The 25,250-nt window shown below is 72.2% G+C and carries 22 protein-coding genes; 13 read left to right on the top strand and 9 right to left on the bottom strand.

Features of this window, described 5'->3' with window-relative positions; translation table 11 throughout:
- Positions 1-118: 118 nt before the first annotated feature.
- Entirely contained in the window at positions 119-1,387 is a 1,269-nt protein-coding gene (locus OG897_RS23425) for an MFS transporter (RefSeq protein ID WP_266659157.1), read from the bottom strand.
- A 205-nt stretch (positions 1,388-1,592) separates the two neighbouring features.
- On the opposite strand from OG897_RS23425, the gene OG897_RS23420 reads away from it, so the two are divergent.
- The 3 genes from OG897_RS23420 to OG897_RS23410 all read left to right on the top strand — a co-directional run bounded on the left by OG897_RS23420 (position 1,593) and on the right by OG897_RS23410 (position 4,036).
- Positions 1,593-2,231, top strand: a complete 639-nt coding sequence (locus OG897_RS23420; protein WP_266659156.1) for a DUF6758 family protein — start codon at positions 1,593-1,595, stop codon at positions 2,229-2,231.
- Between the two features lie 148 nt (positions 2,232-2,379).
- Positions 2,380-3,246: a PHP domain-containing protein gene (locus OG897_RS23415; protein WP_266659155.1), complete on the top strand. Its 867-nt coding sequence runs from the start codon at positions 2,380-2,382 to the stop codon at positions 3,244-3,246.
- A gap of 184 nt (positions 3,247-3,430) precedes the next feature.
- A complete protein-coding gene (locus tag OG897_RS23410; RefSeq protein ID WP_266659154.1) occupies positions 3,431-4,036 on the top strand; it encodes a MarC family protein in 606 nt (201 codons plus the stop codon).
- A gap of 126 nt (positions 4,037-4,162) precedes the next feature.
- Here the strand turns inward: OG897_RS23410 and OG897_RS23405 are convergent, their stop codons facing one another.
- A complete protein-coding gene (locus tag OG897_RS23405) occupies positions 4,163-4,315 on the bottom strand; it encodes a hypothetical protein (protein WP_266659153.1) in 153 nt (50 codons plus the stop codon).
- Between the two features lie 233 nt (positions 4,316-4,548).
- On the opposite strand from OG897_RS23405, the gene OG897_RS23400 reads away from it, so the two are divergent.
- The gene (locus OG897_RS23400) at positions 4,549-5,475 is read left to right on the top strand and encodes an NYN domain-containing protein (RefSeq protein ID WP_266659152.1); all 927 of its coding nucleotides are present in this window, start codon (positions 4,549-4,551) and stop codon (positions 5,473-5,475) included.
- Here the strand turns inward: OG897_RS23400 and OG897_RS23395 are convergent.
- Entirely contained in the window at positions 5,472-6,353 is an 882-nt protein-coding gene (locus OG897_RS23395; protein ID WP_266659151.1) for an alpha/beta fold hydrolase, read from the bottom strand. The genes OG897_RS23400 and OG897_RS23395 overlap by 4 nt on opposite strands.
- Before the next feature lie 147 nt (positions 6,354-6,500).
- Positions 6,501-8,501 carry a DEAD/DEAH box helicase gene (locus tag OG897_RS23390; RefSeq protein WP_266659150.1) on the bottom strand — a complete coding sequence of 667 codons (2,001 nt, stop codon included), beginning with the start codon at positions 8,499-8,501 and terminating at the stop codon, positions 6,501-6,503.
- 538 nt (positions 8,502-9,039) lie between these two features.
- Between OG897_RS23390 and OG897_RS23385 the strand changes: the two genes are divergently transcribed.
- Complete coding sequence (locus OG897_RS23385; protein ID WP_266659149.1) at positions 9,040-9,801, top strand: ferritin-like fold-containing protein; 762 nt, start codon at positions 9,040-9,042, stop codon at positions 9,799-9,801.
- A gap of 148 nt (positions 9,802-9,949) precedes the next feature.
- Here the strand turns inward: OG897_RS23385 and OG897_RS23380 are convergent, their stop codons facing one another.
- The 4 genes from OG897_RS23380 to OG897_RS23365 all read right to left on the bottom strand — a co-directional run bounded on the left by OG897_RS23380 (position 9,950) and on the right by OG897_RS23365 (position 11,889).
- Positions 9,950-10,219, bottom strand: a complete 270-nt coding sequence (locus tag OG897_RS23380) for a hypothetical protein (protein WP_266659148.1) — start codon at positions 10,217-10,219, stop codon at positions 9,950-9,952.
- A gap of 210 nt (positions 10,220-10,429) precedes the next feature.
- A complete protein-coding gene (locus tag OG897_RS23375; protein WP_266659147.1) occupies positions 10,430-10,657 on the bottom strand; it encodes a DUF3107 domain-containing protein in 228 nt (75 codons plus the stop codon).
- A gap of 138 nt (positions 10,658-10,795) precedes the next feature.
- Positions 10,796-11,437: a TetR/AcrR family transcriptional regulator gene (locus tag OG897_RS23370; protein ID WP_266659146.1), complete on the bottom strand. Its 642-nt coding sequence runs from the start codon at positions 11,435-11,437 to the stop codon at positions 10,796-10,798.
- Between the two features lie 230 nt (positions 11,438-11,667).
- Complete coding sequence (locus tag OG897_RS23365) at positions 11,668-11,889, bottom strand: hypothetical protein (RefSeq protein WP_266659145.1); 222 nt, start codon at positions 11,887-11,889, stop codon at positions 11,668-11,670.
- A 165-nt stretch (positions 11,890-12,054) separates the two neighbouring features.
- Between OG897_RS23365 and OG897_RS23360 the strand changes: the two genes are divergently transcribed.
- From OG897_RS23360 to OG897_RS23325, 8 genes are all read left to right on the top strand, one after another.
- Positions 12,055-13,017: an alpha/beta fold hydrolase gene (locus OG897_RS23360; protein WP_266659144.1), complete on the top strand. Its 963-nt coding sequence runs from the start codon at positions 12,055-12,057 to the stop codon at positions 13,015-13,017.
- A gap of 8 nt (positions 13,018-13,025) precedes the next feature.
- A complete protein-coding gene (locus tag OG897_RS23355) occupies positions 13,026-14,546 on the top strand; it encodes a DUF3152 domain-containing protein (RefSeq protein WP_266659143.1) in 1,521 nt (506 codons plus the stop codon).
- Between the two features lie 256 nt (positions 14,547-14,802).
- Positions 14,803-16,638, top strand: coding sequence for a DUF3492 domain-containing protein (locus OG897_RS23350; RefSeq protein WP_266659142.1), 1,836 nt, complete (start codon positions 14,803-14,805; stop codon positions 16,636-16,638).
- Positions 16,635-17,954 carry a hypothetical protein gene (locus tag OG897_RS23345; protein WP_266659141.1) on the top strand — a complete coding sequence of 440 codons (1,320 nt, stop codon included), beginning with the start codon at positions 16,635-16,637 and terminating at the stop codon, positions 17,952-17,954. Before OG897_RS23350 ends, OG897_RS23345 begins: the two co-directional genes overlap by 4 nt.
- 267 nt (positions 17,955-18,221) lie before the next feature.
- Positions 18,222-19,229: an NAD-dependent epimerase/dehydratase family protein gene (locus OG897_RS23340; protein ID WP_266659140.1), complete on the top strand. Its 1,008-nt coding sequence runs from the start codon at positions 18,222-18,224 to the stop codon at positions 19,227-19,229.
- Complete coding sequence (locus OG897_RS23335; RefSeq protein WP_266659139.1) at positions 19,217-20,029, top strand: spherulation-specific family 4 protein; 813 nt, start codon at positions 19,217-19,219, stop codon at positions 20,027-20,029. Before OG897_RS23340 ends, OG897_RS23335 begins: the two co-directional genes overlap by 13 nt.
- A gap of 63 nt (positions 20,030-20,092) precedes the next feature.
- On the top strand, positions 20,093-21,271 hold the full coding sequence (moeZ, locus tag OG897_RS23330) for an adenylyltransferase/sulfurtransferase MoeZ (RefSeq protein WP_266659138.1): 1,179 nt from the start codon (positions 20,093-20,095) through the stop codon (positions 21,269-21,271).
- A 165-nt stretch (positions 21,272-21,436) separates the two neighbouring features.
- Positions 21,437-23,497: a DUF11 domain-containing protein gene (locus OG897_RS23325; RefSeq protein ID WP_266659137.1), complete on the top strand. Its 2,061-nt coding sequence runs from the start codon at positions 21,437-21,439 to the stop codon at positions 23,495-23,497.
- Positions 23,498-23,552: 55 nt separating this feature from the next.
- On the opposite strand, the gene OG897_RS23320 is transcribed toward OG897_RS23325, so the two are convergent.
- A complete protein-coding gene (locus OG897_RS23320) occupies positions 23,553-25,160 on the bottom strand; it encodes an alpha/beta hydrolase (RefSeq protein WP_266659136.1) in 1,608 nt (535 codons plus the stop codon).
- Positions 25,161-25,250 lie beyond the last annotated feature (90 nt).

Below are 25,250 nucleotides of genomic sequence, written 5' to 3'. Positions count from 1 at the left end.
GTCGCCCGGCGGAACGGGAAACGGGCAACACCCCGGGGAAACAGCTGGAAGCCCCGCCGCACGGCGGGGAGGGGGATGCCGTGGGGCGGGGCGGTTCGCGGGGTGGGGGAGCGGGAGGTCAGTTGGCGAAGACCGTCACGCCGTCCTCGGTGGCGTGCACCGGCCGGAGTTCCTCGGCCTCGTGGGTGAGGGCCTTGCGGCGGACCAGGACGACGACCGCGCCGAGCACCGCCGTGACGGAGGCGACGACGAACGGGATGTGGATGTCGCTCCACTCCTCGATCTTCGGGGCGAGGAAGGGGGCGGCAGCCGCGGCGAACCAGCGGACGAAGTTGTAGCCCGCGCTGGCCACCGGCCGGGGAGCGTCCGAGACGCCGAGCGCCAGCTCCGTGTAGACGGTGTTGTTCACGCCGATGAACGCGCCGGAGACGATCGTGCAGACGACGGCCATGGTGTGGTTGCCGTAGCCCAGGACCAGCAGGTCGACGGCGAGCAGGAGCAACGAGCCGCCCAGCACCTTCAGGGAGCCGAACCGCTTCTGCATCCGGGGGGCGACCAGCACCGAGAAGACCGCGAGCAGCAGGCCCCAGGCGAAGAAGACCGCACCCGACGTGTACGGCGTCATGTCCAGCACGAACGGGGTGAAGGCCAGCACGGTGAAGAACGCGTAGTTGTAGAAGAAGGCCGAAGCGGCGACGGAGGCCAGACCGCCGTGGCCCAGCGCCTTGACCGGGTCCAGCAACGAGGTCTTCTTCGCGGGCTTCGGCTGCTCCTTCAGGAACGCGGTGATGCAGAGGAAGCCGACGGCCATCAGGGCGGCGGTGCCGAAGAACGGGTAGCGCCAGCTCGCGTTGCCGAGGGCCGCGCCGAGCAGCGGGCCGCACGCCATGCCCAGGCCCAGCGCCGATTCGTACAGCAGGATCGCGGCGGCGCTGCCGCCGGCCGCGGCTCCGACGATCACGGCGAGCGACGTCGACACGAAGAGCGCGTTGCCCAGGCCCCACCCGGCGCGGAAGCCGACCAGCTCGCCGACCGATCCCGAGGTGCCGGAGAGCGCGGCGAAGACGACGACCAGGGCGAGTCCGGCGAGCAAGGTCTTCCGGCCGCCGATCCGGCTGGAGACGAAGCCGGTGACCAGCATCGCGACGGCGGTGATCAGGAAGTACGAGGTGAAGAGCAGCGACACCTGGCTGGGGGACGCGCTCAGGCCCTCGGCTATGGACGGGAGGATCGGGTCGACGAGCCCGATGCCCATGAAGGCGACGACGGACGCTCCGGCCGTCGCCCAGACCGCCTTCGGCTGGCGCAGGATGTTGCCCGCGCCTTCGGCGAATGAGTCGCTGGGGGCGGCTTCGGGGGCTTCTCCCTCGCCCTCACCCTGCTGCATGGCTGCTCTCGCTCTCCGCTAGATCGTTGCGATATACAAACAATAAGTTAGGAGACCTAAAGAATGCAAGTTACATCTAGTTTTGGCTGGTGGGAGGGCGGGGAGACATCGAGGGAGCGCGGCAGGACGGGCGTCGGGAAGCGGCGTACGGCGGACGGGTGATCGTCCTTGACGCGGCGACGACCGGGGAGGACTGTTGGGCGCTATGAGGGGCGAACCCAGTTGCCCGAAGTGCGGAGGCCGGGTCAGGGCGCCCGGTCTCTTCGCCGACACCTGGCAGTGTTCCGCGCACGGGGTGGTGCATCCGCTCCAGCCGGTGCTGCCGCCCAGCGTCGAAGCGCTCTCCGTCGCGGTCAGCCGCGCGGAGGTGCCCGTCTGGATGCCGTGGCCCCTGCCGGTCGGCTGGCTCTTCAGCGGGATCGCGTACGCGGGCGACGACCGCAGCGGCGGACGGGCGACGGCGGTGGCCTGCTCGGGCCCCGGGCCGCTCGGCGGATTCGGCGAACTCCTGCTGGTGGCCGAGGAACTGGGCGTCGGCCTCGGGGCGAGATACGCGGGCATCGACGGCCCGGACCCCGGCGCGCACATCGCCATGGAGAAGCCTCCGCAGACCAAGGTCCTCGCCGCCGGACGCCCCACCCCGCTCTGGCACGTCACCGGCACGCCCGCCGACCGTGCGGTCTTCGCGGGCGAGGCGCGCGGACTGTGGCTGTGGGCGATCGTCTGGCCGGAGCAGTCCGGGCTGCTGATGTACGACGAACTGGTGCTGACCGATCTGCGGGATGCCGGGGCCGAGGTGGAGCTGCTGCCGTGCGGGGCGCTGTCGCCGAGGATCCTGTCGTAAGACACCGGATATGGCCTGGGATTCCCAGGGTCTGGCCGGGAGGGCCAGGGGATTGGCCGGGGAGTCGCGGCGCGTGACCTGGGAGTGTGCGAATCCCAGTTACCCTTGAACGTCCCCTCTGTCCGTCCTGCCCCCTGGAGCCAAGCGCGTGCGCATCGACCTGCACACCCACTCCACGGCATCCGACGGCACGGACACCCCCGCCGAACTCGTCCGCAACGCGGCGCTCGCGGGGCTCGACGTCGTCGCCCTCACCGACCACGACTCGGTACGCGGCCACGCGGAGGCCGTCGCGCACCTCCCCGAGGGTCTGACCCTCGTCACCGGCGCCGAGATCTCCTGCCGCCTCGACGGCACCGGCATGCACCTGCTGGCCTACCTCTTCGACCCCGAGGAGCCCGAGTTCGCCCGCGAACGCGAGCTCGTGCGCGACGACCGGGTGCCGCGCGCCCGGGGCATGGTCGCCAAGCTCCAGGGGCTGGGCGTCCCGATCACCTGGGAGCAGGTCGCCCGCATCGCAGGCGACGCCTCCCTCGGCCGCCCGCACATCGCCGAGGCGCTCGTCGAGCTGGGCGTGGTCGAGGACGTCTCCGCCGCCTTCACCTCCCACTGGCTGGCCAACGACGGCCGGGCCTACGTCGACAAGCACGAGCTCGACCCCTTCACCGCCATCCGCCTGGTCAAGGCGGCGGGCGGCGTCACCGTCTTCGCGCACCCCGGCGCCGCCAAGCGCGGCGACACGGTGCCGCTGACCTCGATCGCCGAGCTGGCCGCCGCCGGTCTCGACGGCATCGAGGTCGACCACATGGACCACGACGAGTCCGACCGGGCCCGCCTGCGTGCGTTCGCCGCCGAGCACGACCTCCTGGTCACCGGCTCCAGCGACTACCACGGCTCCCGCAAGACCGTCCGGCTCGGGGACTACACCACCCACCCCGACGTCTACGGCGAGATCACCCGCCGTGCGACCGGCGCCTTCCCGGTGCCGGGCGCGGGCGGACGCCCGCGCGCGTAGGGCGGCGCGTCCCGGTTCCCGGGACGCCGATTTCGCCGGGGCACCCGTTCGCCCCGAGCGCGCCTGCCGACGCCGGGCTCCCCGGTGTCGTACGACAAACACCTCACCCCCTCATGTTCCGTACGGAGCCGTGCCCGCGTGCGCCCGCACCCGCCTGCACGGCCCTGACTCGCAAGGCTCTCCTGTGCTCGACTTCGCCGTCTTCGGCTCCCTGTTCCTCACGCTCTTCGTGATCATGGACCCCCCGGGAATCACCCCGATCTTCCTCGGGCTGACCTCCGGCCGCCCCGCCAAGGTGCAGCGCCGGATGGCCTGGCAGGCCGTCGCCGTCGCCTTCGGCGTGATCACCGTCTTCGGGATCATCGGCCAGCAGATCCTGGACTACCTGCACATCTCCATCCCCGCGCTGATGATCGCGGGCGGACTGCTCCTGCTGCTCATCGCGCTCGACCTGCTCACCGGCAAGAACGAGGAGCCCACCCAGACCAAGGACGTCAACATCGCCCTCGTGCCGCTGGGCATGCCGCTGCTCGCCGGGCCCGGCGCGATCGTCTCGGTCATCCTCGCCGTGCAGCACAACAGCACCGTCACCGGTCAGATCTCGGTCTGGGCGGCCATCATCGCGATGCACCTGGTGCTGTGGCTGGCGATGCGCTTCTCGCTGGTGATCATCCGCGTGATCAAGGAGGGCGGTGTGGTGCTCGTGACCCGGCTCGCGGGCATGATGCTCTCCGCGCTGGCCGTGCAGCAGATCATCAACGGCGTCACGCAGGTCATCCGGGGCGGCTGAGGCCCGTCGTCGCGGACGCGGCCGAGAGGTCCGTACGCGCGGATACGGAAAGCGCCCCCGTGCGACTACTGCACAGGGGCGCTTTCTCGCGTCAATCCACTACGTCGTCTTGCGTCGTCTTACGTGTTACGAGGCCGAGGTGTCGGCCGGGCGGATGTAGATGCGCTGGCCGATCGCTGCGGCCTGCTGCACGATCCGGTTGACGGAGGCGGCGTCCACGACGGTGCTGTCGACGGCGGAGCCGTCCACATCGTCCAGGCGCATGATTTCGAAGCGCATGCGCTTCTCCCTTCGTCTGATCCTCCTGCTGGAGAACTGGGGTGAATGTAAGGGGCACGCGTGAGCGGTGTCGCTGTTGCGTTCCAAGGGGTACAACGAGCCTCTCCCCGAAAAGATTCCCTACACTAAGGAAAATTTTCGTGAGGCTAACTACCCATCGGTAGAGCGGTGGTACGACCGGGACGCGACACCGGTTGTGCGGCGGTCGAGGAGCCCCGGACAATGGGACCCGTATGGACGACGCACAGCCTTCGGGCTCCCAAGACCCCACCGACCTCGCCAGGATCTCCGCCCGCCTGGACCGCACCAACGAGCTGCTCACCCGCATGCTCGCCGAGGTCGCCAAGACACCCTCCACCCACGCGATCTTCGTGGACGCGGGCTACGTCTACGCGGCGGCCGGACTGCTGGTCACCGGCACCGAGGACCGGCGTTCCTTCGACCTGGACGCCGAGGGCCTGATCGAGGCATTCATCGACAAGGCGCGCACCATCTTCGCGGACAGCCGACTGCTGCGCGTGTACTGGTACGACGGTGCGCGGCGCCGCATCCACACCACCGAGCAGCAGTCCATCGCCGAACTCCCCGACGTCAAGGTCCGCCTCGGCAACCTCAACGCCAACAACCAGCAGAAGGGCGTCGACTCCCTGATCCGCACGGACCTCGAATCCCTCGCCAGACACCGCGCGATCAGTGACGCGGCGCTGGTCGGTGGCGACGAGGACCTCGTCTCGGCGGTCGAGGCGGCGCAGGGCTACGGGGCGCGCGTCCACCTCTGGGGCATCGAGGCCGGTGACGGCCGCAACCAGGCCGAGCCGCTGCTCTGGGAGGTCGACAGCCAGCGCACCTTCGACCTCGACTTCTGCAAGCCGTACGTCACGCGCCGCCCGGTCTCCACGTACGAGCAGGAGAACGGCCCCACGCCCAAGCGCGAGGAGGTCCGCTTCCTGGGCGCCCAGATCGCCGCGAAGTGGCTGTCCGAGCGGGGGCGGCAGGAGCTGGGCGAACTCCTGCCGGGGCGGCCCTACCTTCCCGGCCCGGTCGACCAAGAGCTGCTGGTCGAGGCCGAGCGCATGCTCCAGCGCTCCCTGCGGGGCCACTCCGACCTGCGGCGTTCGCTGCGGGACGGGTTCTGGCAGCACCTCCAGTCGCAGTACTAGCACCGCGACCAGAAGTCGACGAGGGCTTGAGCCGTCTCCCCCGGGTTGTCGGTGTTGGGGGAGTGGCCCGAGTCCTTGATCACGGTGCGGTGCGCGTCGAGGCGTACGGCCATGTCGTCGAGGAGCGGGACCGGCCAGGTGTCGTCCACCGTCCCGGACACGACGTGCAGGGGCAGCCCGGTGGCGCGCAGCTCGGCGACCCGGTCGGGCTCCCGGGTGAGCGCGCGCCCGGTCGCGGTCAACTGGGCCGGGCTGTGCATCAGCCAGCGACGTCGCAGCGCGGCCTCCAGCTCCGTGTCGTGCGACTCCGCCGCCGCCTCCTTCGCCTCCTCCGGGGCCGGGGCTTCCATGGCCTGCATGGCGTCCCAGACCTCGCCCATGCCCATGAAGCCGAGGGCCTCGGAGAGCAGTGCGATCTTCTGCTGCTGCACCGGGTCGACCTCGGCGGGGCCCGACGACATGAGCGTCAGCGAGCGGAACGGGGCCGGATCGAGGATCGCGGCGGCGCGGGCGATCTGGCCGCCGAGGGAGTGGCCGAGGAGGTGGAGGGGGCCTCCGCCGCCCAGGGCTTCGGCCTGCGCGAGGACGTCGAGTGCCAACTCCCCTTGCGCGTAAGGGGATTCGTCCTCTCGTGGACCTTCGGACTCGTACTGTCCTCGGCCGTCCACGGCGACGGCGCGGTGACCGGCCTCGGCGAGGGGGCGCAGAACGGCGATGAAGTCCTCCTTGCTCCCGGTGAACCCCGGCAGCAGCAGGACGGTGCCGCGCGGCGTCCCGGTGTCCGGTACGGCTTCCAGTACGGCGAAGGTGCCGCGCTCCGTGCGGAGGGGGGTGGCGTGGACGCCGGGGGGCGGCGTGAAACTCGACGGCCTACTCATCCCCCGAGGCTACCGCCGCCCCTCCCCGGCCCTCCGGCGCCCCGCACCCCGGTTCGCCTGCGACGGGGCCGTCCCGCCCCTCCCGCGGACACGCCGGTGGCCCCGCCCCCCTGCGAGGGGAACGGGGCCACCAGGACGTACTTCGGATCAGCTCTCCGCGGGCTTGCGCGGGGCGCGTCGCCGCCTCGGCTTCGCCTCCGCGCCATCGGCGGAAGCCGTAGCCTTCTCCACCTTCGGCTTCGCCGACGACGAACGCGTCGACGCCGTCCGGCGGAGCGGGCGCGTCGGCTCGGGCTCCGGCATCGGGGCCATCTGGAAGTCGACCTCCGGCTCCGCCGACACCCGCGCCCGCACCGGACGCTTCAGTCGCGGACGTACCGGCGCCTCGACCACCTGCGTCGCCTCGGCGACCGGTGCGGACTTGGCGCGCGGCGCGCGGGTCCGGGTGGGGCGCTTCGCCGGGAGCTCGTCGGCCTCCGGCGCCGGAGCGGTGACCTTGACGGTCCGCTTCCGTACGGCCTTCTTCGCGGGAGCGGCCTCGACGGCCTTCGCCACCTCCACGGTCGTGACGGCCTCGGAGACCTCGGTCGCCTTCGCGGCCCGGCTGCGCGTACGGGTACGCGCCTTCGGGGCCTCGACGGCCTCGGACACCTCTACCGCCTCGGCGACGACGGGAGCCTCCGCCACCGCGGTGGCGGTCGAAGCGGCGGTCGAAGGGACCACCGCCCGCGTCCGGCGACGACGACGCGGCGTCCGCGCCTCGGCACCCTCGACGGCGTCCGGAGTCTCGGCCGGAGTGACCGGAGCTTCGGTCACGGGCGTCTCGACGGCGTCCGCCCCGAGGTCCGAGCCGCCGCGCGTCCTGCGCCGCTGGCGCGGGGTGCGCGTACGGGCCGGGCGGTCCTCGACGACAGCGGCGGCCGCGGCGGCCGGAGCCGACTTGCGGCCTCGGCCGCCCGTCTCGCCCAGGTCCTCGACCTCTTCCGCGCGCAGTCCGGCGCGGGTGCGGTCGGCCCGGGGCAGTATGCCCTTCGTGCCGCTGGGGATGGAGAGGATCTCGTAGAGGTGGGGAGACGTGGAGTACGTCTCCTCCGGCTCGTCGAAGGGCAGGTCCAGCGCCTTGTTGATGAGCTTCCAGCGCGGGATGTCGTCCCAGTCCACGAGGGTGACGGCGATGCCCTTGTTGCCCGCGCGGCCGGTGCGGCCCACGCGGTGCAGGTAGGTCTTCTCGTCCTCGGGGGTCTGGTAGTTGATGACGTGCGTCACGCCCTCGACGTCGATGCCGCGAGCGGCGACGTCGGTGCAGACCAGCACGTCGACCTTGCCGTTGCGGAAGGCGCGCAGCGCCTGCTCGCGGGCGCCCTGGCCGAGGTCGCCGTGCACGGCGCCGGACGCGAAGCCGCGCTTCTCCAGCTGCTCGGCGATGTCCGCGGCGGTCCGCTTCGTACGGCAGAAGATCATCGCGAGGCCGCGGCCGTCGGCCTGGAGGATGCGGGAGACGAGCTCCGGCTTGTCCATGTTGTGGGCGCGGAAGACGTGCTGCGCGATGTTCTTGACGGTCGCGCCCTCGTCGTCCGGCGAGGTGGCGCTGATGTGCGTGGGCTGCGACATGTAGCGACGGGCCAGGCCGATGACGGCGCCGGGCATGGTCGCGGAGAAGAGCATGGTCTGCCGCTTGGGCGGCAGCATGTTCATGATGCGCTCGACGTCCGGCAGGAAGCCGAGGTCCAGCATCTCGTCGGCCTCGTCGAGGACGAGGGCGCGGATGTGGGACAGATCGAGCTTCTTCTGTCCTGCCAGGTCGAGCAGGCGGCCCGGGGTGCCGACGATGATGTCGACGCCCTTCTTGAGGGCCTCGACCTGCGGCTCGTACGCACGGCCGCCGTAGATCGCGAGGACGCGCACGTTGCGCGCCTTGCCCGCGGTGAGGAGGTCGTTGGTGACCTGCTGGCACAGCTCGCGGGTCGGTACGACGACGAGGGCCTGCGGGGCGTCGGTGAGCTGCTCGGGCTTGGCCCGGCCCGCCTCGACGTCTGCGGGAACGGTGACGCGCTCAAGGAGCGGCAGACCGAAACCGAGGGTCTTGCCCGTACCGGTCTTGGCCTGGCCGATGACGTCGCTGCCCGAAAGCGCGACGGGGAGCGTCATCTCCTGGATGGGGAAGGGGGACGTGATGCCGACTGCCTCAAGGGCTTCGGCCGTCTCGGAGAGAATGCCGAGGTCACGGAACGTAGTCAGGGTGCTGCCTCTTCTGTGAGACGCGACTCAAGGCGAACAACGGGGGTCGTACCGTGCCTGGGTCTCATCCGGCCTTGGGAGGACCGGGTGGCGCGGGACCACTGCCATTGCTCTAGCGCTCGTGTCGCTGAGGGTTCCCTCGTCTGCGGTGGTGCTTGTGCACCGCCCGCACGGAGGGCTGTCGGGTCGGAGCCGATCGGGCCACCGACCGGGCATCCTCATTCGGATGGCCTGCACAGAGCGCGCGCACCAGTGGTGCGTACGCGGGGAATGCTCAGCAGGCGCATTACCACTGTACCCCGGATTCGCGCATGTGTGTTGGGTGAATTCGTAGGAATGGTGGGGCGGCGGTGCAGACCCGATCCCGGTGCACTCCGCGACCCCTCGTGGCACCTGCTGCGCTGACCAGGCCCTTACGCCCCCCTGTGCGCGGGCTATTGTGCGTTTTATGGAGACGCCTGACACCCCGCCGGACACCCCCGCCGAACCGACCGCCGCCGAAGCCCCCGCACCCACCGGAATCGCCGCCCAGGACTGGGCGACGGCCTCCGTCGAGCCGACCTACCGCGACGCCGTGGTCGACCTCCTCGGCGCCCTCGCGTACGGCGAACTGGCGGCCTTCGAGCGGCTCGCCGAGGACGCCAAGCTGGCGCCGACGCTGGGCGACAAGGCGGAGCTGGCGAAGATGGCCTCCGCCGAGTTCCACCACTTCGAGCGCCTGCGCGACCGCCTCTCGGCGATCGACACCGAGCCGACCGCCGCCATGGAGCCCTTCGCCAAGGCGCTGGACGACTTCCACCGGCTGACCGCCCCGTCGGACTGGCTGGAGGGCCTGGTCAAGGCGTATGTCGGCGACTCGATCGCCAGTGACTTCTACCGCGAGGTCGCCGCCCGCCTGGACACCGACACCCGCTCCCTGGTGCTCGCCGTCCTCGACGACACCGGGCACGGCAACTTCGCCGTCGAGAAGGTGCGCGCCGCCATCGAGGCCGACCCCCGCGTCGGCGGGCGGCTCGCACTGTGGGCGCGCCGTCTGATGGGCGAGGCCCTGTCGCAGGCGCAGCGCGTGGTCGCCGAGCGCGACTCGCTGTCGACCATGCTGGTGGGCGGTGTGGCGGACGGCTTCGACCTCGCGGAGGTCGGCCGGATGTTCTCCCGCATCACCGAGGCGCACACCAAGCGGATGGCCGCACTGGGGCTCGCCGCCTGAGGCGCGTTCTCCGTACGTGAACAACGTGCTGAGTACGGGAAAGCCGAATACGTGAAAGTGCGTGAAAGTACGTGAAAAAGCGCCGTCGGCCCGGGCCGGCGGCGCAGCAAGGTGCGGGGCCCGTCCGATGCCGGGCGGGCCCCGTTCGCTACGCCGCGGCCGATCGGCGGCGCATGCCTCCCGTGGGGCGCAGCAGCAGCGAGAGCGACACCGCTCCCACCGTGCCCGCACCGATCAGGGTCGCGAACGGGTGGCCGGGGCCGACGGCCGCATGCGTCAGCCAGCCGCCGAACAGGGCGCCGAGAAGGCCCGCGGTGAGGACCAGCGGACGGGACGGCAGGCGTTCGGGCAGCCGTGAGAGGGCGGCCAGGGCGAGGGCGAGTCCGAGGACGACGGAGCCGAGAGCTTCCAGGATCAACGCGGTTCCCTCCTGCACTGCAACGGGGACTGCAACGTGGGCAAACTGGGTCGTAGCCCGTCTTACCCGGAGGGCGCGGAATGCAACCCTCCCCACGCGCCCCGGACCACGAACGGCCCTTCACGAACGCAGACGTGCGTACGGCCCGGCGGGTTGATCCCGCCGGGCCGTACGCACTTGGGTGACGCGTTCTGGCTGGTGTGACGCGTTCTAGAGGGCGCCGAAGCCCACGCGACGCTGCGCCTGCTCGCCGATCTCCACGTAGGCGATCCGGTCCGCGGGCACCAGGACCTTGCGGCCCTTTTCGTCGTTCAGGCTGAGCAGCTGTGCCTTGCCGGCCAGCGCGTCGGCCACCGCGCGCTCGACCTCCTCGGCAGACTGCCCGCTCTCCAGAACGATCTCCCGGGGTGCGTGCTGCACGCCGATCTTGACCTCCACGGCTATGTCCCTCCGACGATCTGGGTCGGCGCGGTCCACCGCGCCGTACGTTCAGACACATTAGCCCGGCGAGGCGACGTCATCCGCTTTCCGGGCCACGCCGGGAGCGAACACGCGCCCCCGCCGGTGCCGATCGCGTCAGTGCTGGTCGGTGCCGTGCAACGGGAAGCCCGCGATGCCGCGCCAGGCCAGCGAGGTGAGGAGCTGCACCGCCTGGTCCCGGGGGATGGTGCTGCCGCTGGAGAGCCAGTAGCGCGCCACCACCTGGGAGACTCCGCCCAGACCGACGGCCAGCAGCATCGACTCGTCCTTGGACAGGCCGGTGTCCTCCGCGATGACCTCGCTGATCGCCTCCGCGCACTGGAGCGAGACCCGGTCCACACGCTCGCGCACGGCGGGCTCGTTCGTCAGGTCCGACTCGAAGACGAGCCGGAAGGCGCCGCCCTCGTCCTGGACGTACGCGAAGTAGGCGTCCATCGTCGCGGCGACGCGCAGCTTGTTGTCGGACGTCGAGGCCAGGGCCGTGCGCACCGCCTGAAGCAGTGACTCGCAGTGCTGGTCCAACAGCGCCAGGTAGAGATCCAGCTTGCCGGGGAAGTGCTGGTAGAGCACCGGCTTGCTGACTCCGGCGCGCTCGGCGATGTCGTCCATCGCGGCCGCGTGGTAACCCTGCGCCACGAAGACTTCCTGGGCAGCGCCCAGGAGCTGGTTGCGTCGGGCTCGGCGTGGCAGGCGGGTGCCCCGCGGGCGTGCCGCCTCTGTCTGCTCGGTGGCTGTCACGCCGCCTCCCAATGTCTTTCCATTTCACGGACCTCTCACCGCACGGCTGTTCCGTGTGATGTGCGCCGCAGCGGCCATCGTACTTTTGGGTAACCGCCCTGTGCGCGGTGCGGACGCAGAATTTCACGGAGCGGACACCGCGTGAAGGGCGATCACGCTGCCGAAATGCGGACATGGGCGCACGCTCAGCGGTGGGCGCACCCCGCGAGCACCTTTTTGAGGGCGCACCCTCAGCGGTAGTCGTCCTCGTCGAGGGCCACCACGCGCGCCTGTTCAGCGACGTCCGCCGCGTTCGCGGAGGCCGGGTCGTCGGTGGGCAGGGGGTCGTCGGTGAGCTGGGTGAGGTCCGTGTGCTGCTCGGCGGCGTCCGCCTCCGGGGTCTCGGGGGTGAGGTCCGGCGTCGTGTCGTCGTCCTCGCGGAAGTCGTCCGGGTCGGTGGGGTCCACAGTCATGGTGTTCCGCCTTTCCGGTGCGCGGCCCGGCATGTACGGGCACGCGTCCTCTTTCGAGCGTAGGAGTGCGCGGGGGAGTGCGCCATGCGGTCCGGGGTGCACACGAGCACGTCTGTGACTGCGAACACATGAGCCCCTGCGTGATCGTCTCGTAACATTGGCGCCATGTCCTCGACCGATCTGCCGGAATCCAGCACCGCGGCCGCTCCGCTGCCGATGGTCAGTGCCGTCAGGGTCGCCGAAGGGGAGGAGCTGCGCTCCGTCGCCCTGCCGGGGCTGACGCTGACCGTCCGCTCCAGGCCCCCGGCGCGGCCGGGCCTGCCGCCCGCCCTGTACGTCCACGGGCTCGGCGGTTCCTCGCAGAACTGGTCGGCGCTGATGCCGCTGCTCGACGGCGTCGTCGACAGCGAGGCCCTGGACCTGCCGGGATTCGGTGACTCCCCGCCGCCCGACGACGGTAACTACTCGATCACCGGGCACGCGCGCGCCGTCATCCGCTACCTCGACGCGAGCGGACGCGGCCCCGTCCACCTCCTCGGCAACTCCATGGGCGGCGCGGTGTCGACACGTGTCGCCGCCGTCCGCCCCGACCTGGTGCGCACGCTGACCCTGGTGTCGCCCGCGCTGCCGGAGCTGCGGGTGCAGAAGACCGCCGTCCCCACCGGGCTGCTCGCGGTGCCGGGCGTGGCCCGGCTCTTCGCGAAGCTCAGCAGCGACTGGACGGCGGAGCAGCGCACCCGGGGAGTGACGGGGCTCTGTTACGGAGATCCCACGAGGGTGTCCGAGGAGGGCTTCCGCGCCGCCGTCGCCGAGATGGAGAGGCGGCTGGAGCTGCCGTACTTCTGGGACGCCATGACCCGTTCCGCGCGGGGCATCGTGGACGCTTACACCCTCGGTGGCCAGCACGGACTGTGGAAGCAGGCACAGAGGGTGCTCGCACCGACCCTGCTGGTGTACGGCGGGCGCGACCGGCTGGTGTCCTTCCGCATGGCGCGTAAGGCCGCGAACGCGTTCCGTGATTCCCGGCTCCTGGCTCTTCCGGATGCCGGGCATGTAGCGATGATGGAGTACCCCGAGGCGGTCGCAGAGGCGTTCCTGGGGCTCGTACAGACAGAAACTAGGAGCTGATCCGCCGCGTGGGACGTCACAGTCGCCGAGGTGCCGCACCGAAGGGTGCCGACGAGACACCCGGCATACCCGGCGGCGGTGCCGCCTCCAGAGGTGCGACGGGTCCGACCGCCGCATCCGGCTCGGGGCGACGCCGCCGCGGCGACACGGGAGCGATACCGAGGGTCCAGGGTGCTGGACACTCCGGAGCCGGTGTCCGGGACACCGGGGCGGCACCGCGTTTCCAGCCGCGCCACCTCGCGGGAGGCCCGCAGCCGCAGGTACGGCAGCCGCAGGGACGGGACCCGCAGGTGCGGGGCGGGCACCCCGAGCAGCGTGAGCCGGGGGGCGGCTGGGGCGTCACCGGCACCGGCACCGACATCGACACCGACACCGGCAGCGGACGGTACGGCGACTGGGTCGGCGGGCCGCAGGGTGTCACGGCGTACGCGCCGCAGCAGCGGCTCCAGGAGCAGGAGCAGGAGCAGGAGCAGGAGCGGCCGAGGCCGCCCGCCGGTGTCGGCGTCGGGGCGCGCGTTCCGTTGCAGCGGGGTCCCGGACAGCGTGCCGCAGGCCCGCGCAGGGACTTCGTGGAGGCGTTCGAGGCACCGAGGGTGCACCCGACGGCGCCCCGTGACGTACGCGACCCCTACGCGGCCGTCACGGACTGGGACGAGGCCGAGGCCCTCGTGGAGGGTGCCGACGATTCCGACGGCACCGCACCCCGCGCGGGCCGCTGGCTGGCCCGCACGGTCATCGGCGTGTCCGCCGCCGCGGTGACGGCCGCCCTCGCGGTCATGGTGACCGGTCCGCAGGCGGAGTCCGGGGACAAGAGCGAGGCGGCCGGTCCGCACGTCGCCGACCGCGACCTCGCCGGCGGGTCCTCGCGCGACCAGGACCGCACCGCACCGCAGGGCAGCGAGGTGAAGAACGCCCCCGCCACTGTGCTGACGTACGAACAGCGCATGGCGCAGAAGCTGCCGATGGACGCCGACGCGAAGGGGCCGAACGCCTTCGACGTCGTGCCGGGCGAGGACAAGGCGCCCGGCAAGGGGATCAAGAAGACGTACCGCGTGGAGGTCGAGAAGAACCTCGGGCTCGACGGGAAGTTCTTCGCGGAGGCCGTCCAGAAGACGCTGAACGACAAGCGGAGCTGGGCCGGGAAGGGCGACATGACGTTCGAGCGGGTGTCCGACGCGCGCGCCGACTTCGTGGTGACGCTCGCCTCCCCGGTCACCACCAACATCTGGTGCCAGAAGTCGGACCTGGAGACGCTCTCCGGAAACGTCTCCTGCGACTCCGCGCGCACCGAACGCGTGATGATCAACGCCTTCCGGTGGGCCGGGGGCTCCCCGACCTTCGGCGACGCGCTGCTCCTCCCGTACCGGCAGATGCTCATCAACCACGAGGTCGGCCACCGGCTCAGGCACAACCACGAGTACTGCGGCAAGGACGGCGCGTTGGCGCCCGTCATGATGCAGCAGACGAAGACGCTGAAGACCGGCGACAAGGTGTGCAGGCCCAACCCGTGGGTGCATCCCGAGAACTGACCGCCGACGCCCCCTGGGGCATGTGACCCCTCGGGGCGCGTGGCTCCTCGGGGCATGCGGCCCCTTGAGGCGCGTGCGCACTCCTCTGTAGCGCGACTAAACGCGACCCGCGCGTGAAAGTTACGACTCTTCACCCCTTCCGGTGGTGCGATGGACAACCGTCCGTCGCTCCCCGGTCATGTCCGCATACGGTCGGTCCCGCTGCGAGTCGCCGGATCAACGGCGGCTGCCCACAAGGGAGATCGGGGGTGTACACGTGCGGATCGGACTGCTTACGGAAGGTGGTTACCCGTATGCGACGGGTGAATCCAGGTTCTGGTGCGACCGGCTTGTGCGCGGGCTCGCGCGGCACGAATTCGACCTCTACGCCCTGAGCCGCAGCGCGGACCAGGAGGAGCAGGGATGGCTGGAGCTGCCGCCGCAGGTGCAGCGGGTGCGGACCGCCCCTCTGTGGGCCCCGGAGGCCGACTTCAGGACCTCGCACGGACGGCTCGGCGCACGCGCCTACGGGCGGCGTGAACGACGCCGCTTCGACGAGCACTTCGGGGAGCTCGTCTCGGCCGTCTGTGTGGGGGAGGCCGTCGGCGGGGGGCCTTCCGGCGAGGGCCCTTCGGCGGCGGAGCGTTTCTCCACAGGGCTGTACGGACTGGCCGAACTCGCCCGTGAGAAAGGCGGGTTGCACACCGCGCTGCGTTCCGAACGCGCGGTGCGTGCGCTGGAGCGCGCCTGTCGTGCGCCGGGCGCACCCCGGGTCGTGCAGATCGCGAAGGTGCCCGACTACCTGGCCTTCGCGGACTTCCTGGAGCGTGCCCTGCGACCGCTGTCGCTCGACTGGTACGACACCGGGGAGGGCGGGCTCGGCGCCGTCGACCTGTGCCACGCGGCCTCGGGCGGGACGGCCGCGCTGCCGGGGCTGCTGGCCAAGCGCTTCTTCGGAGTGCCCCTGCTGGTCACCGAGTACGGAGTGCAGCTGCGGGCGCACTACCTGGCCGCGCAGGAGGCCGAGTTGAGTGCCTCCGTACGGACGCTGCTCGCTGCCTTCCAGGGACTGCTGGCGGCCGAGGTGTACGCCCAGGCCGCCGTGATCACCCCGGGCAACACGCACGCCAGGCGCTGGCAGGAGCGCTGTGGCGCGGACCGGGCCAAGCTGCGCACGGTGTACCCGGGGATGGAGGCGGGGCGGTTCGCGGCGGTCGGGGAGGCCGCTTCCCGCGGTGGGCCGCAGGAGGCCGGGGACGGCACGCTGGTCTGGGTGGGCCGGGTCGACCCCGCCAAGGACCTGGTGGCACTGCTGCACGCCTTCGCGGCCGTCCACAGGGCCGAGCCGGACACCCGGCTGCGGATCGTCGCCGCGCCGGTCGGGGACGACGACAGGACGGGCCGGGGCTACCTCGCGCACTGTCGGGCGCTGGCCGCCCAGCTCTTCCCCGACGAGGCGGCCGACGCCTTCGCGGTGGGGGAGTGCCCGGTCACCTTCGAGGAGCTCGGCGGGCCGGGGGTGGCGGAGCTGGCGGACGCGTACGCGGCGGGCTCCGTGGTCGTGCTCTCCAGCGTCGTCGAGGGATTCCCGATCGGCCTCGTCGAGGCGATGTTCTGCGGGCGGGCGACCGTCTCCACGGACGTCGGCGCGGTGGTCGAAGTCATCGGCGGTACGGGCCTGGTGGTGCCTCCGCGCAACCCCCGCGCCCTCGCGGACGCCTGCCTGGCACTGCTGCGCGACCCGGAGCGAAGGGCGCGCCTGGGCGCCGCCGGGCGTGCGCGGGCGCTCGAACTCTTCACCGTCGAGCAGAATCTCGCGGCATTTCGCGGCATTTACCTGGAGCTGGTTTCGCACTGCCCGGTGCGCAGGGAGACACAGGACGCGGATCCGCTGCCGTTCGAGTTCCCGGCGGAGGCGTACGTGCCGGGGACGTGGGCGGGCGGGAGCGGGGGGCCTCTCGACCTGGGGAGCTGCGCGCCCCTCGCCGTCGGGCGGGCACCGGACCGGCACGGGGAGCCGCTCGCCGCGGTGGCCGTCCTGGCCGAACCCGATCCGCTGTTCGCGGACCACCTGACCGACACCACAGGACCCGTACGGGAGGCAGGCTCATGACCACGCAGACGGCAGACCCGAAGGGCATGGCGGAGACCCCGGCCCACGGCACGGACGTGTCCGCGATGCTGTCCGCGGCGGCATCGGTGCCCGTGCAGCCGGTGGCACCCGGGGTTCCCCCAAGCGGGCGTCCGAGCATCTCTGCCGGTGCGCGTTCGAGCGTCCCCGCCGGTGCGCGTTCGGATGTCCCCGTCGATGTGCGGGCGAGCACCACCGCAGGTGCTCGTGCGAGCACCACCGCAGGTGCGCGGAAGGGTGTTTCCCGCAGCGGCCCCGTCGACCCCGTCAGGGTGCTCATGCACCGCCACCGCGAACTGTGCGAGCGGGCCGTCGACCCCCTGGAGATCGCCGCCGGACTCGAAGCGCACGGCGTCACCGACCGCACCGCCGCCCGCTTCCGGCACCGGGACGTCTTCTCGCTCGCCGAGGAGCTCTACGCGCGCGTGCCGCGCGCCGACGAGGACGCAGCCCCGGCGCACGCCCCCGGACCACCGGCGCGCGACGCTTCCCTGCCGACCGCCTGGGCGGCGTACGCACTCATGCCGGGAGCCCTGTGCGCCCTCACCCTGCTCGGGACCGCCGACCTGAGCGGCGGGGCCCGGATCGTGGCGGCCACCGCCGGGGCACTGGCCACGCTCGCCGCCGTCGTCCTGTGCCTGCGGCGCGGACCGCTGCGCGCCGACGGATACCTGCCGTGGACGCGCACCGCCTGGCTGCTGCTGTACGCGGTCCTCGGCGACGGCGTACTGACCCGGCTGCTCGGCGAAGGCCCGCTCTGGGCACCCGAACCGGCCACCCTCGTCGGGCTCACCGCCGCCCTCGCGCCCGCCGCCTGGTGCGCCCGGCTGCTGACCGTCCAGGCGCGCCGCAGGCTCAGCGTGAGCCGTGGCACCGAGGACTTCGGAGCGGCGGTGCGGCCGCTGCTGTTCGGGGTGTTCGGCCTCTACGCGGTGACGCTGACGGTCCTGTTGTACGGGGCGGCCAGGCTCGGCTTCGGCGGCACGTTCGCGGTGTCCGCGCTCGCGGTCGGGTCCCTGCTCTTCCTGGCCAGACTGCTCGCCGTGCACGGGCTGCCCGGAGTGGGGAAGGCCGGGCTCACGGTGGCGTGCGCCGTCGAATGCGTGGCCGTCGCCTCGCTGTTGGCCGCCCGGCTGCCGGGGTGCGAGGCCCTGGCGGAACCCGTGCGGGCCGTCGCCCGGGAGTGGGGGACGGGAGCCGTCCCCGCCGCGGCCTGCGGAGCCGCCGCACTCGGCCTCCTCGCCCACGCCGCCGTCGCGCTGTCGCGTGCCTCCGCCCATGCGGGGCGGCGCGACTGACCACTCGGCGCGGGCCGCCCCAGCCCCCTCGGGCGGCCCGCGCTGCGGGCAGGACCCCGCCCCGGCACACCCGTGCCGCCCCCGCGTACGTCCTGACGAAGCCACCCCCTGGCCGCCCCGGAGCCGACGCCGAGGCAGCCGCAGCACCACACCGGTCACACCCGTAGTACCTGCCCAACACCCACAAGGAGAACGTCACATGACCCCCCAAGCCCCCCCGTCCGTGCAGTCCGTGGTCGCCCGTCGGCACCGAGGGGAGGAAGCGCGATGAGGGTTCTCCTGCTCGGTGCCAACGGCTACCTCGGCCGCTTCGTCGCGGACCGGCTCCTCGCCGACCCCGCAGTCCAGCTCACCGCCCTCGGCCGGGGCGACGACGCCGACGTCCGCTTCGACCTCGCCACCGGCAGCCCCGGAGCCCTGACCCGGTTCCTGGACGCCGTGCACCCCGGCGTCGTCGTCAACTGCGCCGGAGCCACCCGGGGCGGCGCACGCGACCTCACCCGGCACAACACCGTCGCCGTCGCCACGGTCTGCGAGGCCCTCCGCCGCAGCGGCTGCGGGGCCCGCCTCGTCCAGCTCGGCTGTGCCGCCGAGTACGGGCCGTCCCAGCCTGGCTCCTCCACCGCCGAGGACGCCGTACCGCGCCCCGGAGGACCGTACGGAGTCAGCAAACTGGCGGCCACCGAGCTGGTCCTCGGCTCGGGGCTGGACGCCGTCGTGCTGCGCGTGTTCTCACCGGTAGGGCCCGGCACGCCCGCCGGATCGCCGCTCGGCCGCCTCGCCGAAGCGATGCGCAGGGCCATGCAGTCCGGCGACGGCGAGCTGAAGCTCTCCGGCCTCGGCGTGCAGCGCGACTTCGTCGACGTACGGGACGTGGCGCGCGCCGTGCACGCCGCTTCCCTGTCCGCCGCGCAGGGCGTCGTGAACATCGGCACCGGGCGCGCGGTACGGCTGCGCGACGCCGCCGCCGTCCTCGCCCGGGTCGCCGGATACGGCGGCGCCCTGCACGAACTGGACGCCCCCAGCGGGTACTCCAGCTCCGCCGCCGCCAGCGCGGCCGTCCGTAACGGAGGGGTACCGACCATCGGGGCTCCCCGTTCGTCGGACGCCCTCACCGAGCACCTCGGGGCGGCCCCGTACCCGTACCCCGACGGCTGCGGCAGCTGGCAGCAGGCCGACGTGCGCACCGCCCGCGACCGGCTGGGCTGGCGGCCCCGGATCAACCTGGAGGAATCGCTCGCGGACATCTGGATGGAGGCGGCGTGCCGCATCTGAGCACCTCCGGCGCCGTCCGCCCCGCCATAGGGGCGGACCGGCTCGGGATCGGCGTCCCCGGCTACGCGCACCCGCTCCTCGCGCCGGTGGAATGGGCCGAACTCCTGCGCTTCTCCCGGCTGCACGCGGCCGGGGACAGCCGGGCGGCGCCCCTGCACTGGACGGTGCTCAACGTCGCCGACGGGCCCGGTGCGCGCCCCGACCCGCACTGCCTCGAAGCCTCGGGACGGCTGCGCAACGCGGGGCTGCGGGTGCTCGGACACCTCGACATGACGTACGGGGCGCGGGCGTTCGGCGAGCTGGTCGCGGACGCCCAGCGCTTCCTGGACTGGTACCGGGTCGACGGCTTCTATCTCGACCGCTGTCCCACAGAGCGGGACGAACTGTCCGAAACCCGGCGGCTGACCGCCACTCTGCGCTCGATGCTGGAGGGGACGAACGCCCTCGAAGGCGGCCGTCTCGTCCTCGGTCACGGCACCCATCCGTACGCCGGATACGCCGAGACCGCCGACCAGTTGGTGACCTTCTCCGGGCCGTGGACCGACTACCGGTGGTCCCAGGCGGCCCAGTGGACGGCCGCCTACCCGGCCTCCCGCTTCTGCCACCTGGTGCACGGGGTGCCCCGCACGCACCTGGACGAGGCGCTGCGGATCGCCCGCTGGCAGGGCGCGGGCACCATCTGGTTCACCGACCGGACCGAGCGGGCGGGGGCCGACGACCCGGTCGGCAGCCCCTGGGAGGCCCTGCCCGGTTACTGGGACGAAATCGTCTCGCGCATCGGACCGGGTGTCTCGGAATGAGAAGGGGCGTGGCAGTGTTACACGACGAACAACCGTATTGATTGACCGACCACCGGAGTTCCCGTGTCGCTGCCACCCCTGGTCGAGCCCGCTGCCGAGCTCACCGTCGACGAGGTCCGTCGGTACTCCCGCCACCTGATCATCCCGGACGTCGGGATGGACGGGCAGAAGCGCCTGAAGAACGCCAAGGTGCTCGCTGTGGGCGCCGGCGGCCTCGGCTCTCCCGCCCTGATGTACCTGGCCGCCGCCGGAGTCGGCACGCTCGGCATCGTCGAGTTCGACGAGGTCGACGAATCGAATCTGCAGCGCCAGATCATCCACAGCCAGGCCGACATCGGCCGTTCGAAGGCGGAGTCCGCGAAGGACTCCGTCCTCGGCATCAACCCGTACGTGAACGTCGTCCTGCACGAAGAGCGGCTCGAAGCCGAGAACGTGATGGAGATCTTCTCCCAGTACGACCTGATCGTCGACGGCACGGACAACTTCGCGACGCGCTACCTGGTCAACGACGCGTGCGTGCTGCTGAACAAGCCGTACGTATGGGGCTCCATCTACCGCTTCGACGGCCAGGCATCGGTCTTCTGGTCCGAGCACGGTCCCTGCTACCGCTGCCTGTACCCGGAGCCCCCGCCGCCGGGCATGGTCCCCAGCTGCGCCGAGGGCGGCGTGCTCGGCGTGCTCTGCGCGTCCATCGGCTCCATCCAGGTCACCGAGGCCATCAAGGTCCTGACCGGCGTGGGCGACTCGCTGGTCGGCCGCCTGATGATCTACGACGCCCTGGAGATGCAGTACCGCCAGGTGAAGGTCCGCAAGGACCCCGACTGCGCGGTCTGCGGCCCGAACGCGACCGTCACCGAACTCATCGACTACGAGGCTTTCTGCGGCGTCGTGTCCGAGGAGGCCCAGGAGGCCGCCGCCGGTTCGACGATCACTCCCAAGCAGCTCAAGGAGTGGATCGACGCCGACGAGAAGATCGAGATCATCGACGTCCGCGAGCCGAACGAGTACGAGATCGTCTCGATCCCCGGCGCGAAGCTGATCCCCAAGGGCGAGTTCCTGATGGGCACCGCCCTGGAGAACCTGCCGCAGGACAAGAAGATCGTCCTGCACTGCAAGACGGGTGTCCGCAGTGCGGAGGTCCTCGCCGTGCTGAAGTCGGCGGGCTTCGCCGACGCCGTGCACGTCGGCGGCGGCGTGATCGGCTGGGTCCACCAGATCGAGCCGGAGAAGCCGGTCTACTAGACCTGCGGAGTGTGACGAGGGGCCGGGCGGCCGTGGGCTGCCCGGCCCCTTCGGCTTGCCCCGAACGAGTGAGCGGGCGGAGCGGCAGCCGGGTGTCGTGGCAGGTGACGGCGATAAGTAGGGATGTCCGCTCATGTCCTTCGCGCCCCGAGAGGTCCCGCCTTCATGACTCACCTTTCCGGGCGGCGGCGGCAGGCACTGCTGCTGTCCTCGATGCTCGTCGCCACCCCGTTGCTGTCCCTGACGTCCGTCCTGCCCGCGTCCGCGCACGCCCGCGCGCTCGCGGCCTGCACCCCCTCTGCGGGGTTCACGAACTGCGTGCGGTTCGAGCACACCGGCGCCGACCAGACCTTCACCGTCCCGGCGGGTGTCACCAGCCTGGACGTACGCATGTGGGGCGCCGGCGGCGGCGGAGTGGACACGTCGCGCTCCGAGGGCAGCCTCGCGGGCGCGGGCGGCGGCTTCACCAAGGGAACCCTCGCCGTCTCGGCCGGTGCGGCGCTGACGGTCACCGCGGGCGGCGGCGGCGAGGTCAACTCGACGATCGCCCCCTACGGCGGCGGCGGCGCGGGCGGCAGCACCGCCACCGACATGGCCATGGGCGGTGCGGGCGGCGGAATGAGCGCCCTGTGGAGCGGCCCCTACGGCGGTACGCCCCTGCTGATCGCGGGCGGCGGCGGAGGAGCCTCGCCCGGCTCCGCCCCGGGCCCCTACGGCGGCCCCGGCGGCGGCGCGTCGGGCGGCCAGGACGGCGACGGCACCACGTCCGGCAGGGGCGGCACCCAGTCGGCGGGCGGCGCGGCGGCGGCCGGGGGCAGCGGTGTTCCCTGCACCATCGCTCCGGGGCCGGGAAGAAAGTTCCAGGGCGGGGGCGGTGCGGACATCGCGGGCGACGGCGAAGGCGGCGGCGGGGGCGGCGGCGGGTACTTCGGCGGCGGGGGCGGTGCCTGCCAGATCAGCAACGGCGGCACTCCCAACGGCGCCGGTGGCGGCGGCTCCGGCTTCACCGGCGGTACGGGCGTCAGCGGGGCCGCCACCGAGGCGGGCGCGCCCAGTACGGCCCCCGGCACCGGCGGCGCGGCGGCCCGCAGCGGTGACGACCAGTACGTCGCGGGCAAGGGCGGCGGAGGCGGGGCGGGCAACGGCGGCGACGGCCTGGTCGTCCTCCAGTGGGTCACCGCGCCCCGGTCCGCGCTCACCATCGCCAAGAGCGTCACCCCCAACCCGTACCTGCCGGGCAAGCCGCTGACGTACACCGTGAAGGTGGGCAACTCCGGTCCCGCCGCGGCCAGCGGGGCCCGGGTGAAGGACGAACTGCCGGGTGCGCTGAAGGACTTCACCTGGACCTGCGCCCCCACCGGCGGTGGTGTCTGCGCCACACCCTCCGGCACCGGGAACATCGACGCCGCCGTCGACCTGCCCCCGGGCGCGGAGGCCGTCTTCACCGTCACCGGCACCGCCCCGGCCGGAACCGCGGGGACCCTCGACAACACGGCCACCGTCACCGCGGCGGGCCAGGACGCCAACTGCGGCCCGACCTGCTCCAGCGGCGCGAAGACCGAGGCGGAGTCCCAGGCCGACCTCGCCATCCGCAAGGAGACCGTGACGCCGGGCGGCAAGGCGGTCAAGCCGGGCCAGACCTTCGGCTACCGGGTCACCGTCGACAACCGGGGCCCCGCCCCGGCCCCCGACGTCAAGGTCACCGACCCGCTGCCCGCCGCCCTGTCCTTCGCGTCCTCGCCGGACGGCTGCTGGTCCGTCGGGCAGGAGGTCGACTGCGGCCCCAAGGGCCCCCTGGCCAACGGGGATTCGCTGACCTGGACCTTCCAGGTGACGCTGGCCCCCGGATACCAGGGCGACGGCTCGGACATCGACAACCAGGCCACCGTCACCTCCGGAGCCCCCGACCCGGACCTCGGCAACAACACCAGCGCATCCGGTGCGGCGGTCGTCAAGGTCGTCCCCCCGGTGAAGCTCGTGAAGCCGGTGAAGCCGGTGAAGCCCGTGAGGCCGGTGGAGCCCGTGAAGCCCGTGAAGCCCACCGGCCACGGCAAGAAGCCGACCGGCCACGGCAAGCCCGGCCACGGCAAGCCCCGCAGCCGCCCCACGGTCCACCTCGCGTCCGCCGGTACCGAGTCCGGCCCCCTGTGGGTCGCGGGCGGCTTCGGCCTGGTCTTCCTCGGCGGCCTGAGCATGTTCGCCGCGCGCAGGATCCCCCAGGACTGACGGCGTCCGACAGCGGCCCGCGACGGGCCCCGAGCGGCACCACCGGCGGCGGGCACTAGGAACAGACGGTGCCCGTCGCCGGTATTTTCCCGTCCAGCAGATACGCGTCCACCGTGCGCACCACGCAGGCGTCGCGCGTCATGTAGGCCCCGTGCCCCTCGCCCTTGAACGTGACGTGCACACCGACGCCCTTGCCCAGTTCCTCGGCCATCCGTACCGACCCCTCGAACGGGGTCGCGGGGTCTCCGGTGCCGCCGACCACCAGGATCGGGCCGGACCCGGGGGCCGACACGTCCGTGTCCTCGTGCGCGCCCTTCACCGGCCAGGAGGCGCACCAGCCCGCCAGGTCCCAGGCCAGGAACGGGCCGAAGGCGGGGGATACCTTGCGGAAGTCCCCCAGGTGCGTGGTGCGGACCTGCTCGGCGGTCGGACGTCCCGAGGCGTCGGCGCAGGAGATGGCGCGCTGCGAGTGGTGCGCCGTGCTGTAGTGCCCCTGCGAGTCACGGTCGTTGTAGGAGTCGGCCAGCAGGAGCAGCAGCGTCCCGTCGCCGTTCTCAGCGGCCCTCAGCGCCCGGGTGAGGGTGGGCCAGGCGTCCTTGCTGTAGAGCGGGGCGATGATGCCGGTCAGGGCGAGGCTCTGGGTGAGCCTGCGGCCTCCGCCCGCCGGGAGCGGTTCGCGGTCCAGGCGCTCCAGCAGGCGCACCACCCGGTCGGTGCCCGCCCTGGCGGTCGAACCGGTGCCCTTGGAGTAGTTCTCCAGGGCCCGCTGGAAGCCGAGCGCCTGGTTGCGGGAGCCGCCCACGGCGTCGGCCGCCGGGTCGACGACCGCGTCCATCACCAGCCGCCCCACGTTCTTGGGGAACAAGTGGGCGTAGGTGCCGCCCAGTTCGGTGCCGTACGAGAAGCCGAAGTAGTGCAGCTTGCGGTCGCCCAGGACCTGGCGCAGGACGTCGAGGTCGCGGGCGGCGTTCTCCGTGCCGACGTGCGGGATGAGCTTGCCGGAGCGCCGGGCGCAGCCCTCGCCGAACGCCTTGGCGTCCGCGAAGTACGCCTTCTCCTCGGCGGGGGTGTCCGGGGTGGAGTCCAGGGCGAGGGAGGTCTCGGTCTCCTTGTCGTCCCGGCACACGACCTCGGAACTCTCCGCCACGCCCCGTGGGTCAAAGCCCACCAGGTCGTACCGCCCGCGCAGGGACCCGAACAGGTCGCCCATCAGCGGCAGCGACGCCACCCCGGACCCGCCGGGACCACCGAAGTTGAACAGGAGTGATCCGATCCGCTTGCCGTCGCCGCCCGACGTGCGGGCCCGGACCAGGGCGATGCCGAGGGTCTCGCCCCGGGGTTTGCCGTAGTCCAGCGGGACCTTCGCGGTGGCGCACTGCCACTCCGCACCCGGCCGCTGCGCCTCGTTGCCCTGGGCCTTCGTCGGAGCCTCGCACGCCTTCCAGACCAGCTTCTGGCCGGTGAGGGCCGCCGGGAGTGCGGACGTGGGATCGGGGGCGGGTGGCCGCGCGGTCCCCGCCGGTGGGGCGGCAGCGCCCGACCGGCCCGGTTCCGGCCGGGTCGGCTCCGTACCCGTACCGCATCCACTGGCGGCGACGGCGACCAGAACCGCCGCCACCGCCAGGGCACTTGCCCTGCCCCGCCCTGCTCCGTGCCGTGCCATGACCGATCCCCCCGCCGTGCGCCGTGACGCACTCGCTCCGACACCTGCCCCGAGATCGAAAGCAAGTGCCAACATCCTAGGGTCGGCCAC

This window comes from Streptomyces sp. NBC_00237, from assembly GCF_026342435.1.
In the GTDB taxonomy this organism is placed as follows: Bacteria; Actinomycetota; Actinomycetes; order Streptomycetales; family Streptomycetaceae; genus Streptomyces.
This window is presented reverse-complemented; position numbering and strand designations above follow the sequence as displayed.